At 68.6% G+C, this 14,253-nt stretch carries 12 protein-coding genes; all 12 read right to left on the minus strand.

Annotated features, from left to right (window positions below):
- Positions 1-177: 177 nt before the first annotated feature.
- Positions 178-531, minus strand: a complete 354-nt coding sequence (locus tag K3M35_RS10420; protein WP_006553525.1) for a hypothetical protein — start codon at positions 529-531, stop codon at positions 178-180.
- Positions 532-596: 65 nt separating this feature from the next.
- The gene (locus K3M35_RS10425; protein WP_064852612.1) at positions 597-2,558 is read right to left on the minus strand and encodes an acetoacetate--CoA ligase; all 1,962 of its coding nucleotides are present in this window, start codon (positions 2,556-2,558) and stop codon (positions 597-599) included.
- Between the two features lie 134 nt (positions 2,559-2,692).
- Positions 2,693-2,962 carry a GlsB/YeaQ/YmgE family stress response membrane protein gene (locus K3M35_RS10430; protein WP_016932945.1) on the minus strand — a complete coding sequence of 90 codons (270 nt, stop codon included), beginning with the start codon at positions 2,960-2,962 and terminating at the stop codon, positions 2,693-2,695.
- A gap of 145 nt (positions 2,963-3,107) precedes the next feature.
- On the minus strand, positions 3,108-4,775 hold the full coding sequence (locus tag K3M35_RS10435; RefSeq protein WP_220666391.1) for an AMP-binding protein: 1,668 nt from the start codon (positions 4,773-4,775) through the stop codon (positions 3,108-3,110).
- A 97-nt stretch (positions 4,776-4,872) separates the two neighbouring features.
- Complete coding sequence (locus K3M35_RS10440) at positions 4,873-6,273, minus strand: MFS transporter (RefSeq protein WP_006553529.1); 1,401 nt, start codon at positions 6,271-6,273, stop codon at positions 4,873-4,875.
- Positions 6,274-6,419: 146 nt separating this feature from the next.
- The gene (locus K3M35_RS10445) at positions 6,420-6,968 is read right to left on the minus strand and encodes a hypothetical protein (protein ID WP_220666392.1); all 549 of its coding nucleotides are present in this window, start codon (positions 6,966-6,968) and stop codon (positions 6,420-6,422) included.
- Positions 6,969-7,101: 133 nt separating this feature from the next.
- Complete coding sequence (locus tag K3M35_RS10450) at positions 7,102-7,626, minus strand: DUF779 domain-containing protein (RefSeq protein ID WP_006553531.1); 525 nt, start codon at positions 7,624-7,626, stop codon at positions 7,102-7,104.
- Between the two features lie 93 nt (positions 7,627-7,719).
- Complete coding sequence (gene adh / locus K3M35_RS10455; RefSeq protein WP_006553532.1) at positions 7,720-9,243, minus strand: aldehyde dehydrogenase; 1,524 nt, start codon at positions 9,241-9,243, stop codon at positions 7,720-7,722.
- 66 nt (positions 9,244-9,309) lie between these two features.
- The gene (locus tag K3M35_RS10460; RefSeq protein WP_217579581.1) at positions 9,310-10,608 is read right to left on the minus strand and encodes a GAF domain-containing protein; all 1,299 of its coding nucleotides are present in this window, start codon (positions 10,606-10,608) and stop codon (positions 9,310-9,312) included.
- Positions 10,609-10,644: 36 nt separating this feature from the next.
- Positions 10,645-12,105: a mycofactocin system GMC family oxidoreductase MftG gene (mftG, locus tag K3M35_RS10465; protein WP_217579580.1), complete on the minus strand. Its 1,461-nt coding sequence runs from the start codon at positions 12,103-12,105 to the stop codon at positions 10,645-10,647.
- Position 12,106: 1 nt separating this feature from the next.
- Positions 12,107-13,540 (minus strand): mycofactocin biosynthesis glycosyltransferase MftF, encoded by a 1,434-nt coding sequence (gene mftF, locus K3M35_RS10470; protein ID WP_064060471.1) that lies wholly within the window; start codon positions 13,538-13,540, stop codon positions 12,107-12,109.
- A complete protein-coding gene (mftE, locus tag K3M35_RS10475) occupies positions 13,537-14,220 on the minus strand; it encodes a mycofactocin biosynthesis peptidyl-dipeptidase MftE (protein WP_019291273.1) in 684 nt (227 codons plus the stop codon). Before mftE ends, mftF begins: the two co-directional genes overlap by 4 nt.
- Between the last annotated feature and the right edge of the window lie 33 nt (positions 14,221-14,253).

The raw sequence follows: 14,253 nt of genomic DNA on the forward strand, positions 1-14,253 counted from the left end.
GGCCGGGCGGTAGGACTCTCCGCAGGACCGGACGCAGCAACGAATCCCCGGCCTTTCGGCCGAGGCGCCCGAAGCAGGTTACCCGCCGGTCATCACCGGAGCCCATGACATACGCATCGGCCCCAATCTACAGGGTGCCCACCCGGCGCCGACCAGCTGTCACCCGAGTGCGGACGATCACGTCCACGCCACGGCGATGATCACGTTGAGAATGCCCAGACCACCGGCGACGTGGGCGAGCGTCGCGGTCGAGCCGGGATTCTGCTTCTCCTTCCTCAGGCCGATGAACGCCACGACGAGCACGGCAAGGGCGACCAGCAGCTTGATGCCGATCTTCATGTGGTTCACCTCGACGACGTCCTGCGCCTCCCGCAGACCGACCAGGGCCAGACCCGTCACGACCTGCAGGATGGCGCCGTGCAGCATGCCGGCGACGACGCGCGGTTCCTTGATGACCGCGAGCCACGAACCGATGATGCCCGCGAGGCCGATGAAGTGCAGGATGAGGAAGATCTTGATGGCGATGTCCATGGGCGCAATCCGACCATTCGGGACGGGGACTGTCCAGTTAGGTGACGCTCATGGTGTGCCCCGGATCACGCCTGGTCGCGGTACCAGTCGAGCAGGTCGGGTTCGTCGATCGCGGTGCGGTCGACGACGCGGCCGGGATCGGCTCCCTGCAGGATCCGTTTGAGGGGAACCTCGAGCTTCTTACCGGTGCGAGTGTGCGGCACCCCGGGCGCGGCGACGATCTCGTCGGGCACGTGCCGGGGCGAGGCATGCTCGCGCACGGCCGCACGGATCCGTTCCTTCAGGTCGTCGGTCAGCGTGACGCCCTCGGCGAGGACGACGAACAGCGGCATGCGGTACGTGCCGTCGGGTTGTTCGATGCCGAGGACGAGCGACTCGACGACCTCGGGCAGGTTCTCCACGGCCTGGTAGATATCGGCACTGCCCATCCGCACACCGTGGCGATTGAGGGTGGAGTCGGACCTGCCGTGCATCTCGAAGGTTCCGCGCTCGGTGATCGTGATCCAGTCGCCGTGGCGCCACACACCCGGATAGACGGAGAAGTACGCATCGCGGTAGCGACTGCCGTCCGGGTCGTTCCAGAACCGCACGGGCATGGACGGCATGGGGACGGTCACCACGAGTTCGCCGACCTCTCCGCGCACCGGCCGGCCCCCTTCGTCGAAGGCGTCGACGGCCACACCGAGGCAGGGCACCGAGATCTCCCCCGGCCACACGGGCACCGTGGGGACGGCGCCGACGAAGGCCGTCACGACGTCGGTCCCGCCGGAGATCGACATCACCTGCACGTGCTCACCGGCGTTGTCCGACAGCCACGCCGACGACGAGGCGGGCAGCGTCGACCCGGTGACCCCGACGCCGCGGAGGGCCGACAGATCGTGGTCGTCCTGCGGGACGACACCGGCCTTGATGCAGGCCAGCACATAGCCGGGGCTCGTCCCGAGCACCGTGACGTTCTCGTCGGCCGCGATCCGCCACAGGCGATCGACCTCGGGATGGGACGGGGCGCCGTCGTAGGTGACGACGGTGCATCCCACGAGCAGCCCCGAGAGCAGGAAGTTCCACATCATCCAGCTCGGGCTGGTGTACCAGAGGAAGCGGTCGCCGGGACGGAGGTCGAGGTGCAGCGACAACGCCTTGAGGTGTTCGAGCAGCACACCACCGTGGCCGTGCACCAAGCCTTTCGGTGGGCCGGTGGTGCCGGAGGAGAAGACCACCCACAACGGATGGTCGAAGGGAACGGGTAGGGGTTCGAGAGCGGCGTCGCCGGAGACAGCGTCCCGCCAGTCCAGAACGGTCCCGGTCTGCCCGGACGTGTCGAACCCGGACGTGTCGAACGATGTCTCCTCCTCCGACACGACGACCGTCAGGGCGAGGCCGGGCATCGCGGCGCGGAGTACGTCCACCTCGTCGACGCGGTCGTGCCGCCGTCCTGCGTAGCGGTATCCGGTTGCCGTGACGAGTGCTCGTGGTTCGAGTCTGCCCAGACGGTCGATCGCCGCAGGCGCGGCGTAGTCCTGTCCACATCCGGCCCAGACGGCCCCGATGCTCGCCGTGGCGAGCAGGGCGACGATCGCTTCGGGGATGTTGGGCAGGTAGCCGACGACACGATCACCCTCCCCCACCCCGTGCGCGCGGAGCGTCGCGGCGAGCGCGGCCGTCCGGCGTTCGAGTTCGGACCAGCAGACCTCGCGCCGGCGTCCCTCCTCGTCGAGGTGGACGATGGCGGCCTCGTCCGGGGGACGCTCCCGGAAGACGTACTCGGCGAAGTTCAGTCGCGCGCCCGGGAACCACACGGCACCGGGCATGGAGGCGTCGGCCAGAGCCGGGCCGGGGTCGGTGTGGGAGACGACGTCGAAGGCGTCCCACACTGCCTGCCAGAATGCGCCGGGCTCGTCGACGGACCACTGCCACAACGCCCGGTAGCCGGGCAGGTCGAGTCCGTGTCTCTCCTCGACGAACCGGGTGAATCCGGTGACGTTCGCCTGCTCGATGTCGACGTCCGTCGGAGTCCATTGCGGTTCCACCACAGTTCACCTCCCGGTCCGGGACCGTACCTGAACACGGACGAAGGCCCGCCCGGACCGGCCGGGAACCGTCGTGCACGGACGGACTGCCCGTGCACGACGTCCGAAACGGAGCCTCGCGCGAGGACTCTCGGCTACCGCCGCTCGCGCGTCGCAGACGTGTAGATGAGGGTGAGCACCACAGCGACGGCGATGGAGATGATCCAGCGGATCCAGTCGATGCCGGAGGTGTTCTCGTTCCCCTCGGACGAGATCAGACCCCAGATCCAGTAACCGATCAGCGCACCGATGATGCCGATGACGATGGTGATGAGCATCCCCATCGCCTGCTTACCGGGGATCACCAACCTGGCGAGGATACCGATGACTGCGCCGAAGATGATCGTGCCGATGATCTGTCCCATGGTGAGCCTCTCTGTTCGGCGCCGCACCCGGGGCGGCGCAACCTCGACGACCATGTACCCCATCAGTGTCGATCATGAACCTCTCACACGAGGCGGATTCGACGTGCCTTTCGAGTGAACATCCTTCTCCGGCAGGGCCGTGGTCTCACCGGCCCCCGTCCGGTCGTGTCGCCTCGAGCAAGGCGATCGCCTGCTCGCGCATCTCCACCTTGCGGACCTTCCCGGTCACCGTCATCGGGAACTCCTCGACCACGTGCACATAGCGCGGGATCTTGTAGTGGGCGAGCTTGCCGGTGCAGAACGTCCGGAGCGAATCGGCGTCGAGCGGTTCGGCGCCCTCGCGCATCCGGATCCACGCCATGAGTTCCTCGCCGTACTTCGTGTCGGGCACGCCGACGACCTGGGCGTCGAGGATGTCCGGGTGGGTGTAGAGGAATTCCTCGATCTCGCGGGGGTAGATGTTCTCCCCACCCCGGATGACCATGTCCTTGATCCGGCCGGTCACCGAGACGTACCCGTCCTCGTCCATGACGCCGATGTCGCCGGTGTGCATCCATCGGGCCGCGTCGATCGCCTCGGCGGTCTTGTCGGGCTGATCCCAGTAGCCGAGCATCACCGAGTAACCGCGGGTGCATAGTTCGCCGGGTTCGCCGCGCGGCACCGTCAGTCCGGTGACGGGGTCGACGACCTTCACCTCGAGATGCGGGCCGACACGACCGACGGTGCTCACGCGCCGCTCGATGCTGTCGTCGCTGCGGGTCTGCGTCGAGACCGGGGAGGTCTCGGTCATGCCGTAGCAGATGGAGACCTCGCTCATGCCCATCCGGTCGATCACCTGCTTCATCACCTCCACCGGACACGGTGATCCCGCCATGATTCCGGTCCGCAGACTCGACAGGTCGTAGTTGTCGAATCCGGGGTCGGCCAGTTCGGCGATGAACATCGTCGGCACGCCGTACAGCGACGTGCACTTCTCCTCGGCGACCGCACCGAGCGTCGCAGCGGGGTCGAATCCCGGCGCCGGCAACACGATGGTCGCGCCGTGACTCGTGCACGCGAGGTTGCCCATCGTCATCCCGAAGCAGTGGTACAGCGGGACGGGGATGCAGACCCGGTCGCGTTCGGTGTAGTGGCACAGCTCGCCGACGAAGAAACCGTTGTTGAGCACGTTGTGGTGACTGAGGGTGGCGCCCTTGGGGAAACCGGTGGTGCCCGAGGTGTACTGGATGTTGATCGGATCGTCGGGCGACAGCGAGGCCTGGGCCGCGTCGAGCGGTGCCCGGTCCTCGGTGAGCGCGGCGCGGCCGGAGTCGACGAGTTCGTCCCACCGCGGCGAGTCGAGCAGGACGACGTCCTCGAGATCGGGGCAGTTGGGCCGGACGGTCTCGATCATCTGCGCGTAGTCGGAGGTCTTGAACGTCGGGGCGGACACCAGCATCCGCACACCGGCCTGCTCGAGGACGTACTGCAGCTCGTGCGAGCGGTAGGCGGGGTTGATGTTGACGAGGATCGCCCCGATCTTCGCGGTCGCGTACTGCACGAGCACCCACTGCCAGCAGTTGGGTGCCCAGATTCCGACGCGGTCACCCTTGGTGATACCCGCCCGCAGCATACCGAGCGCGAGCACGTCGATGTCCGCGACGAATTCGGTGTAACTCCAGCGCTTTCCGGCGGCAGAATCGACGAGCGCCTCACGGTCGCCGAAGCGGGCGGCGGTGCGGTCGAGGTTGTCGCCGATGGTGTCGCCGAGCAGCGGGACGTCCCAGGCACCCTGGGTGTAGCTGGGCAGACGGTCGACGTCGAGGCCGGACATCGCATTCTCCTTCACGAGGCGGGGAAACGGCTGTGGTGGCGGTCGTCGGGCTGCTGCCGGACGACCGCCACCGGGGGTGGATCGGTGGGGCGGTGGATCAGAGGGCCCGGTCGCGGGTCTCCACGAGCGCCGCGGTGCAGACCAGGCTCACGAGGCCGATTCCGGCCAGCATGATCCCGATCGCGATACCGCCGTAGGAGGCGGCGAGCGGTGCGGCGATCATCGGCGGGATGGCGCCGCCGAGGACACCGGCGAAGTTGTAGCCCAGACCGGCACCGGTGTAGCGGTAGCGGGTCGCGAACATCTCGGGCAGCAGTGCTCCGCACGGCCCGTAGGCGATACCGAAGATCGCGAGGGTGATCATCATTCCGAGCACGAACGCAATCGGTGAGCCGGTGTCGAGGAGCGGGAACAACACCAGTGCCCAGACCACGGAGAAGGCGCACGAGACCATGATGACCTTCTTGCGCCCGAAGCGGTCGGAATACAGCGCGGACAGCACGATCGCGAGACCGAAGACGAGCGACGAGGCGATGCCCACCACCAGGACGAACGGCCGGTCGAATCCCAGCTCGGACGTCGCGTAGCTGGTCAGGTAGGCCGTGCCCATGTAGAAGAAGGCGAACATGATGGCCAGCGCGCCGCCGGCAAGGAAGATCTCCTTGGCCTGGTAGCGCAACGCGTCGAGGAAGGGCAGCCGGCGCGGGGCCTCGATCTCGGCGGCCGGGGCACTACGGCGGGCTTCCTGCTCCGCACGAAAGACAGGAGTCTCTTCGATGGCGAGGCGCATGTAGAGGCCGATGCCGACGAGAACGATGCTGAGCAGGAACGGGATCCGCCAGCCGTAGTTCAGGAAGGCGTCGTTGGTGTCGCCGAGGGCGAGACCGGTGAACAGGAAGGTTCCGCTCGACAGGGCGAATGCGATGGCGGGACCGAGCTGCGGGAACATCGCGTACAGACCGCGTTGGCCTGGTGGCGCGTATTCGGCGGTGAGCAGGGTCGCACCGGCCCACTCACCGCCCACTGCGAAGCCCTGGGCGAATCGCAGCAGCACGAGGATGATCGGGGCGGCGACACCGATGGTCTCGGCGCCGGGCAGAAGGCCGATGAGCAGGGTGGAGATACCCATCAGCAGCAGCGTGGAGATCAGCGTCTTCTTGCGTCCGATGCGATCGCCGAAGTGCCCGAACAGCATTGCGCCCACGGGGCGGGCGATGAAGGCGACGGCGAAGGTCGCGAAGGAGGCGACGGTACCTGCGGTCGATCCGAGCGCGGGGAAGAAGACCGTCGGGAAGACGAGCGCTGCGGCGGTGCCGTAGATGAAGAAGTCGTAGAACTCGATCGTCGTGCCCATGCAGCTGGCGACGGCGACGCGCCGGATACCGGGCCCTTCCTTCGAGGGGCCCGCGTGGCGGGGTGTGGATGGATCGGGACGCGAACGTCCCACCGGTCCGGCGACGGGGGGTTCGGCAGCCCCCGGGGTCGACACACTGGTCACGTGAGTCCTCCGTTGTCCGTTCGAACCGCGGGCGTGATCGCCTCGGCGGATGAACGAAACGTAGTGATGCCGGTCACCCCCGCACCACCCCCGAAAGGGGGGTAGAGGTGACCGGCATCACATAGTGCGCCGAACGAACGAAATTGTCAGCGGCCGGCGGCGCCCGCGATCTCCTGGCGCATCTCGCCCCACACGGAGGCGTAGGAGTCGATGTTGGCGGCCGTGGCCCACGCCAGCGAGCCGCCCTTGACCTTCTCCAGGGCCTCGGCGAACAGGTCCTGGTAGCGCGACAGGCGCGGCACGAACGCCGACACGTCGTCGAACAGACTCTGCGCCCGGCGGTCGAGGTCGATGAGGCCGTCGACGAATCCGTCGGCGTCCGCGTTCTCGAGGAGCGTGTTCAGCTCCTCGTCGAGCGGGAGGAACTGGTCGTAGAGCTCCGAGATCGAATCCTCGTCGATGGAGACCCGTTCGCCATCGAGCTGATCGTTCAGCTCGGAGGTGCCCTTGTCGGTGAGGCTGATGCCGCCGCCGTTCTCCGACGCCTTGCCCTGTTCGAGGAGCGCGGCCACCGCAGCCTGGCCGGCCGCCACCGACACACCGAGGTGCGCGGCGATCACCTCGGCAGTGACCTGCTTCTTCAGGCGCACCGTCTGCAGCAGTGCCAGTTCGTCCACGTTGCCTGCGAAGGCCATGCCCACTCCTCGTCGCACCCGCCGGGCGCCCACGTCGTCGTCCGGAATCCGGACGGATTCCGTCCCGATTCTGACGCACACCGGCAACCGGCAGGCGAGTCACCCTCCTCCCGATGGGATCACGCAGATGGGATCACGGGGACAGGCCGGGTACCGGGCACGCGTCGGCGGCCTCGGCGACCACGGTGGGCACATCGGACACGGCGGGCTCCACGCCGGCCTCCCGGTCCCGCCCGGTGAGTGGCCGGTGGGCTTCCAGGAGAGCCATTTCGTCGGAAGTGAACGCGCGCCCCCTACTGAGGAACCGCACCCCCTCCGGACTCTCGAGGCTGAACCCGGAGCCGCGCCCGGGCACCACGTCGAGGACGAGACAGGTGTGCTTCCACGCCTCGAACTGCGAACCGGAGATCCACACCGGCACGGCGTCCGCGCCGACCGGCGGATCGGAGCGGGTCTCCCCTGCCCCGAGGCGCAGGTCGAGGACTCCGAGGAGCACGTCGCAGTCGCCGACGACGAAATCGCCGTCGGGATAACACATCGGCGCGGAGCCGTCGCAGCATCCGCCGGACTGATGCATCATGAGCGGTCCGTTGCGCTGCGCGAGGCGGCGCAGCAGGGCGACGGCATCGACGGTCGCCACGATTCGCGGGACGGTCACAGGCCTGCCTTTCCGTTGGGGTGCACGGTGTTCCGAGCGTATGGCAACGGCGCCTGCCACGTCGTGCGGACGTGACAGGCGCCGAAGTTCGGATCAGAAGAAGCCCTGTGCCTTGGGGGCGTAGGACACCAGGAGGTTCTTCGTCTGCTGGTAGTGGTCGAGCATCATGTGGTGGTTCTCGCGGCCGATGCCGGACTGCTTGTAACCACCGAAGGCCGCGTGCGCGGGGTACTGGTGGTAGGTGTTCGTCCACACCCGGCCGGCCTGGATGGCGCGACCGGCACGGTAGGCGACGCCACCGTCGCGGGACCACACACCGGCACCGAGACCGTAGAGGGTGTCGTTGGCGATCGAGATCGCATCGTCGAAATCGCTGAAGGACGTCACGGACACGACCGGGCCGAAGATCTCCTCCTGGAAGATGCGCATCTTGTTGTTGCCCTGGAAGATCGTCGGCTGCACGTAGTAGCCGCCCGAGAGGTCGCCGCCGAGATCGGCGCGCTCACCACCGGTGATGACCTTGGCACCCTCGCTCTTGCCGATCTCGATGTACGACAGGATCTTCTCGAGCTGGTCGTTCGAGGCCTGAGCGCCGATCATCGTGTCGGTGTCGAGCGGATCGCCCTGGCGGACGGCCTTGGTGCGGACCGCGGCGAGCGAGAGGAAGTCGTCGAAGATGTCCTGCTGGATCAGCGCACGCGACGGGCACGTGCACACCTCACCCTGGTTGAGGGCGAACATCGTGAAGCCTTCGAGCGCCTTGTCCTGGTAGTCGTCGTTCGCCGACAGCACGTCGGAGAAGAAGATGTTCGGGCTCTTGCCACCGAGTTCGAGGGTGACCGGGATCAGGTTCTGCGAGGCGTACTGCATGATCAGCCGGCCGGTGGTGGTCTCACCGGTGAACGCGATCTTGCGGATGCGCGGGCTCGACGCGAGCGGCTTGCCCGCCTCCACACCGAAACCGTTGACGATGTTGACCACGCCGGGCGGCAGCAGGTCGCCGATGATCGAGATCAGGTGCAGGATCGACGCCGGTGTCTGCTCGGCGGGCTTGAGGACCACCGCGTTGCCGGCGGCCAGGGCCGGCGCGAGCTTCCACACGGCCATGAGGATCGGGAAGTTCCACGGGATGATCTGGCCGACGACGCCGAGCGGCTCGTGGAAGTGGTAGGCGACCGTCTCGGAGTTGATCTCGGAGATCGAACCCTCCTGCGCGCGGATGGCTCCCGCGAAGTAGCGGAAGTGGTCGATCGCGAGCGGGATGTCGGCGTTGAGGGTCTCGCGGATGGGCTTGCCGTTGTCCCACGACTCGGCGAGGGCGATCGACTCGAGATTCTCCTCGATGCGGTCGGCGATCTTGTTGAGGATAACCGCGCGTTCGGCGGGCGAGGTCTTCCCCCAGGCCGGCGCGGCGGCGTGGGCTGCGTCGAGCGCGAGTTCGATGTCTTCCTCGGTGCCGCGAGCGACCTCGGTGAACACCTGGCCGGTGACGGGGGTGACGTTCTCGAAGTACTCCCCCTTCACCGGGGGCACCCACTGGCCGCCGATCCAGTTGTCGTACCGGGACTGGAAGGACATGTGGGCGTCGGGCGAACCGGGGCGGGCGTACACGGTCATGTGCATCTCCTGCAGCGTCGAGCGGTCGGTATGTGATCCGAAACACTACGAACGCGAGGGTTGCAACTACGTTGCGAGCTGCCTGTCCAATCGGGTCAATGTGGCGTCGACCTGCGCGAAGCGGGGCGAACGGGGATCGATCGATGCCCGGTAGGCCGCCCAGGCGGTGATGTCCTCGCGGCCGTGGACGGACGAGGTCCATTGCGCGAGCAGATGCTCCTCGCCGCAGCGCAACAGCGCCGCCCGCACGCCCGAGCGGAGTCCGTCGCGGATCTCCTCGATGCCCGGCGCCACCGATCCGGGCAGGATCTCCCCGGTACAGAGGCGGACCGCCGAGGCCACGTCGCCGCGGTCGAGTGCGCGGCGCACGTCCGCTACATCGGTGTCGAGCGTGGTGAGCAGCCGGTAGGGCCGCGAGCCGAGGTGTTCGGCCCCGAGCACCTTGCGCAGGCGCGACATCTCGGCGCGGATGGTCACCGAGTCGAGTTCGTTCTCGTCGAGCAGCATCGCGAGCCTGTCGGAGCTCAGGCCTTCGGGGTGATCGGCGAGGATCAGCAGGATCTCGGCGTGCCGGCGGGACAGGCCGACGCGTTCGCCTCCGCGGTGCAGGGCGGGCCGCCCGGCGCCGATCGTCTCGATGCGCGGCGTCGCCGACGGGAACAACGGGCGGCCGCTCAGGGCATGCAACCGCAGTTCGGCCTCCGCCGCCGCGACCGTCGCGCGGACGAGTTGCAGGACCTCGGGCGCGGCGACGCGGTGCCCACCGGTGATGTCGATGGCACCGAGGACCCGGCCGCTGGTGGGGTCGTGCACGGGAGCGGCCGAACAACTCCATTCGTGCACCGTGCGGTTGAAATGCTCGGCGCCGAAGATCTGCACCGAATGATCCACGGCGAGAGCCGTTCCCGGAGCGTTCGTGCCGACGCGGTCCTCACTCCAGTCGGCCCCTTCGACGAAGCTCATCGACAGGGCGCGGTCGCGCGCGGCGTGATCGCCCTCGACCCACAGCAGCCGTCCCTGTCCGTCGGTGATGGCGACGAGCAGTCCACTGTCGTCGGCGTCCTCGACGAGGAGCTTGCGCACCACCGGGCGGATCAGCGACATGGGGTGGCCGGCGCGGTACTCCTCGAGGTCGTGCCCGGAGAGCAGTGCGGGTTGTTCGACGACGTCGGGATCGATGCCGCGCTGCAGGCTCCGGCTCCACGAGTCGCGGACCACCGAGCGCACCCCGTCGAGCCGATCCTTGCCGCGGGCGGAGACGAACGTGCCGTGCGCGCGCAGTACCGCACGTGCGTGCGCGGCCACGTCCGCTCCCGGGTCGAGTGCCACCCAGGGGTTGGTCGTCGCGATTCCACGATCCGTCATGTACCGGCGCCTCCTCCCCCGACACTGTAGTCGGGATCACACCGTGTGGGGCAGGGCATCCCTCGCGGTCGCGGCGATGCGGTGGGCGAGCATCACCGCGGTGGCGTGCGGCCCACGGCTGGGGACCTGCGGAAACACCGAGGTGTCGACGACGCTCAACCCCTCGATCCCGCGCACGCGGCACCACTCGTCGACCACGGCGTGCTCGTCGTCGCCCATCCGGCACGTGCCGGACAGGTGCAGGGACGTTCCGAGCCTGCCGCCGCGCGCGTCCACGCTGCCGGCCTCGACGACGCCGGTGGTCGCGGCGAGGAGGTCGGCGGCGAGCCGGACACCCTCCTCCAGAGCTTGCCGGTCGGCCGGGTCGGTCAGGTATCGATAGTCGAGCAGAGGTGGACGTCGCGGGTCACGTTCGTCGAGCACGATGCGTCCGCGACTGCGTGGGCGCGTCAGGACGACGCCGAGCACCGGATCGGCGACACCGCTGCCGGGGATCGCCGCACCGAATGCCGCGGTGTACGGGCGCAGTTCGAGGTTCTCGGTGTGCAGGACCGTCTCGAGCAGCAGCGTGTGCGACGGGAGGCCCGGGCGGAATCGGTACGGGACGGCGAACTCCGGATGGTCGGAGAAATCGCGGCCCACCCCGGGAAGGTCGTGCAGCGGATCGACGCCGAGCCGGCGCAGTTCGTCGGCCGGTCCGATCCCGGAGAGCATCAGCAACTGCGGGGACCTCACTGCGCCTGCGGCGACGATCACGTGTCCGGCCGAGATAGTTCGTGGTCCGTCGGGTCCGGCGATCTCGACACCCACCGCGCGACCGCCCGCCATCACGACTCGGGTCGCGCTCACCCCGCCGGCGACCGTCAGATTCGGCCGGTCCAGAACGGGTGCCAGGTACGCGAGGAACGGACCCACTCTCGTGCCGTTGCGCATGTTCGACGGAACCGCACCCACCCCGTCGGGTCCGGGAGCGTTGAGGTCGGCGACCGGTGCGAATCCCGCACTTTCGGAGGCGTCGACGAAGGCACGCGAGAGCGGATGCATCCGTTCGCGCGGCACCCTGGCGACCGGTATCGGGCCGGAACTTCCGTGCAGGTCGCCGGGGACATCCGTGTCGGTCTCGACGGCCCGGAAGGACGGCAGCACCTCCTCGTACGACCACGAGGCGGGCCACGACGCGAAGTCGTCCGGCCGCGCACGCACGAAGTACGCGCCGTTGACCGCGCCGGAGCCGCCGAGCACCCGGCCCCGCGTCACGGTCGCCTGGACGTCCGAGGTCAACCGTCCGGGAAAGTCCGCCGTCCACGGGCTCTCCGGACCAACCGGAAGGACGGCAGCGTCACGGATCTCGCGCGGAACAGCGGACGCCGACCCGAACGCCGTGCCCTCCTCGAGCAGCAGCACGGTGCGGTCCGGATCGTCGCTGAGCCCGGCGGCGAGAACGCAGCCACAACTTCCCCCGCCGACGATCACCACATCGGCGTGCGCCGGGATCATGTCACTTCCGGATGTCGGGTACGAGCGCGGCCGCCGTGCGGGCGTCGAGCGCACCCTTCCACAGCCCCGCGCCGTAGGCGAGGTCGTCGAGGCGCTTGTAGAGCAGGTACCGGACGGGATCGAGGCCGCCGCTCTCGCGGTGCGTCTTCCAGTCCCAGATGCCTTCGGCCACAGCGCAAGCCAGAACCGCCCGCCGAACCTTGCGGGAGAACACCGCTGCGACGACCGTGACCGGCCAGTAGTGCCGGCACACCGCCGACGCCACCTGCCACAGACCACCGGCGAATCCCTGGGCGGTGAGCAGCGCGGCGATGCGGTCGGGCCGGTCGAGTTCGGAGAACATCCGCCGCAACCGCACGAAGGTGACCACCTGGGTGAGCACCGCTGCGATCACCCCGACGCGGGTGAAGGTCGCGATCGCGACGCACGCGAGGAGCGTCCAGATCGACATCACCATCGGTGGGACGGAACCCGGATGCCGCTCGGCGAGCGGAGCCGCCCCGGTTCCGTAGAATGCCTTGCGCGTCAACCACGTCCGGAAGCGGGTGCGATGGTCGTGCGCGACCCGCGAGATGGGCTCGTACCGCAACCGCCACCCCGAGGTCTGCAGTCGCCGGCACAGATCGACGTCCTCGGCCACGTGCATCGTCTCGTCGAAACCACCGCAGGCGACGAGCGCGTCGCGACGGACGAGCAGCGCCGCGCTCGGCACGTACGAGACGGGACCACCCGCGACCACAGCGGATTCCCGGCTGCCGAGGTCGAGCGACGAGCGTGCGTGCTCGTACTTCGCGAGCGCGCTGCTGTCGGGTTCGAGGGCCACGACGCGCGGCGCGACGAGTGCGACCGCAGGATCGGTGAAGTGCCCCAGTGATCGTTCGAGCCAGCCCAGCTGCGGCACCACATCGGAATCGAGGAAGGCGACGAATTCCGTTGCCACCTGCTGCAATCCGGTGTTGCGGGCCGCCGCCGGCCCGCGTGCGGTCTCGTGCCGGATCACCCGGACGCGACCACGTTCCGGCGCCTCGACCGGTTTCTCGGAACCGTCGTCGACGACCACGACCTCGTGCCCTTCGACAGCGGCGAGCAGACGGGCGAGGCCGGACGGATTGTCCTTGACCGGGACGACGACGGTGACGGCGGAACTCGGCGGCAGCTTCGTCGGCCGGGGGTTTCCGATGCCCGAGTCGAGCAGGCGTCGCGCGACCGCGGCGCTCTGCGCGTCCACTACCTCGACGAAGTCCTCGTCGATCATCGCTACGGCGGCGGGGGCAAGTGTGAGCATGCGCGTGGGCGATCCTCCGACGAGGACGCGTCCTCCGGCGAAGCTGCGCACCCGCGCGTCGATGCGCACACCGAAACCGTCGGGGAGCCGGGTCGCTGAGGGCTGCGCCGCCTCCGGGGACGTCGCCTGTGGAGTGATCGCCCGACTCACCGAAGCCTTCCTTCCGTTCCCGGCTGCCACCGGGCGACCTGTGCACTCGCCCGCTCGACCAGACTCGCGAACAGGCGCGCGCCGAGTTCTGCGGTGGCCTCGGTGGGGTCTCCCAGCACTCCGTTCGCGGACACCGAGACGATACCGGCTTCGCGCAGTCGTGGCATCAGTGCTCCGATCGGTTCCGTTGCGCCGACCGCGGCCCGCGTCATGTCGACCGCCCCGGGCGCCAGGTGCAGCAGCAGACTCGTCTCGGTGACACCGGCGTGGGCATCGGATCCGGGCACCGCGCACGGAAGCCAGGCAGCGTCGCGGCCTTCGTATCGCAGGAGGCTCACCGCCTCGATCAGCGGATAGGCGTTGCCGCCGTGCCCGTTGACGAAGACGACCCGCTTCGCCCATCGGCATACCGACCTGCCGTATTCGACGATCAGCGCCTTCGTCACCTCGGCTCCGATCGAGACGGTGCCGGCGAAACCTTCGTGTTCCCCGCTGGCTCCGTAGGGCAGGGGTGGCGCGAGGACCACCTCGGGCAGCTCGGCGGCGACAGCAGTCGCGATCCGGGTGTCGGTGTCGAGGGGAAGGTGTGGGCCGTGTTGTTCGAACGCACCGATCGGGACGGCCACCGTCACCCGGTCGGGTTCGATGTCCGTCCAACAGGCGTCGGCGAGCTCCCGCATCACCGCTCCGATGCTAAGGGTTTCGCGGGCGTG

This window comes from Rhodococcus sp. DMU2021 (assembly GCF_019641445.1).
Lineage (GTDB): Bacteria > Actinomycetota > Actinomycetes > Mycobacteriales > Mycobacteriaceae > Rhodococcus > Rhodococcus pyridinivorans.

What these genes read in the sequence shown, in the direction of transcription:
- K3M35_RS10460 (WP_217579581.1), bottom strand. Translation starts at nt 10,608, where the DNA reads ATGACGGATCGTGGAATCGCGACGACCAACCCCTGGGTGGCACTCGAC.
- mftG (WP_217579580.1), bottom strand. Translation starts at nt 12,105, where the DNA reads ATGATCCCGGCGCACGCCGATGTGGTGATCGTCGGCGGGGGAAGTTGT.
- K3M35_RS10435 (WP_220666391.1), bottom strand. Translation starts at nt 4,775, where the DNA reads ATGTCCGGCCTCGACGTCGACCGTCTGCCCAGCTACACCCAGGGTGCC.
- adh (WP_006553532.1), bottom strand. Translation starts at nt 9,243, where the DNA reads ATGACCGTGTACGCCCGCCCCGGTTCGCCCGACGCCCACATGTCCTTC.
- K3M35_RS10430 (WP_016932945.1), bottom strand. Translation starts at nt 2,962, where the DNA reads ATGGGACAGATCATCGGCACGATCATCTTCGGCGCAGTCATCGGTATC.
- K3M35_RS10445 (WP_220666392.1), bottom strand. Translation starts at nt 6,968, where the DNA reads ATGGCCTTCGCAGGCAACGTGGACGAACTGGCACTGCTGCAGACGGTG.
- K3M35_RS10420 (WP_006553525.1), bottom strand. Translation starts at nt 531, where the DNA reads ATGGACATCGCCATCAAGATCTTCCTCATCCTGCACTTCATCGGCCTC.
- mftE (WP_019291273.1), bottom strand. Translation starts at nt 14,220, where the DNA reads ATGCGGGAGCTCGCCGACGCCTGTTGGACGGACATCGAACCCGACCGG.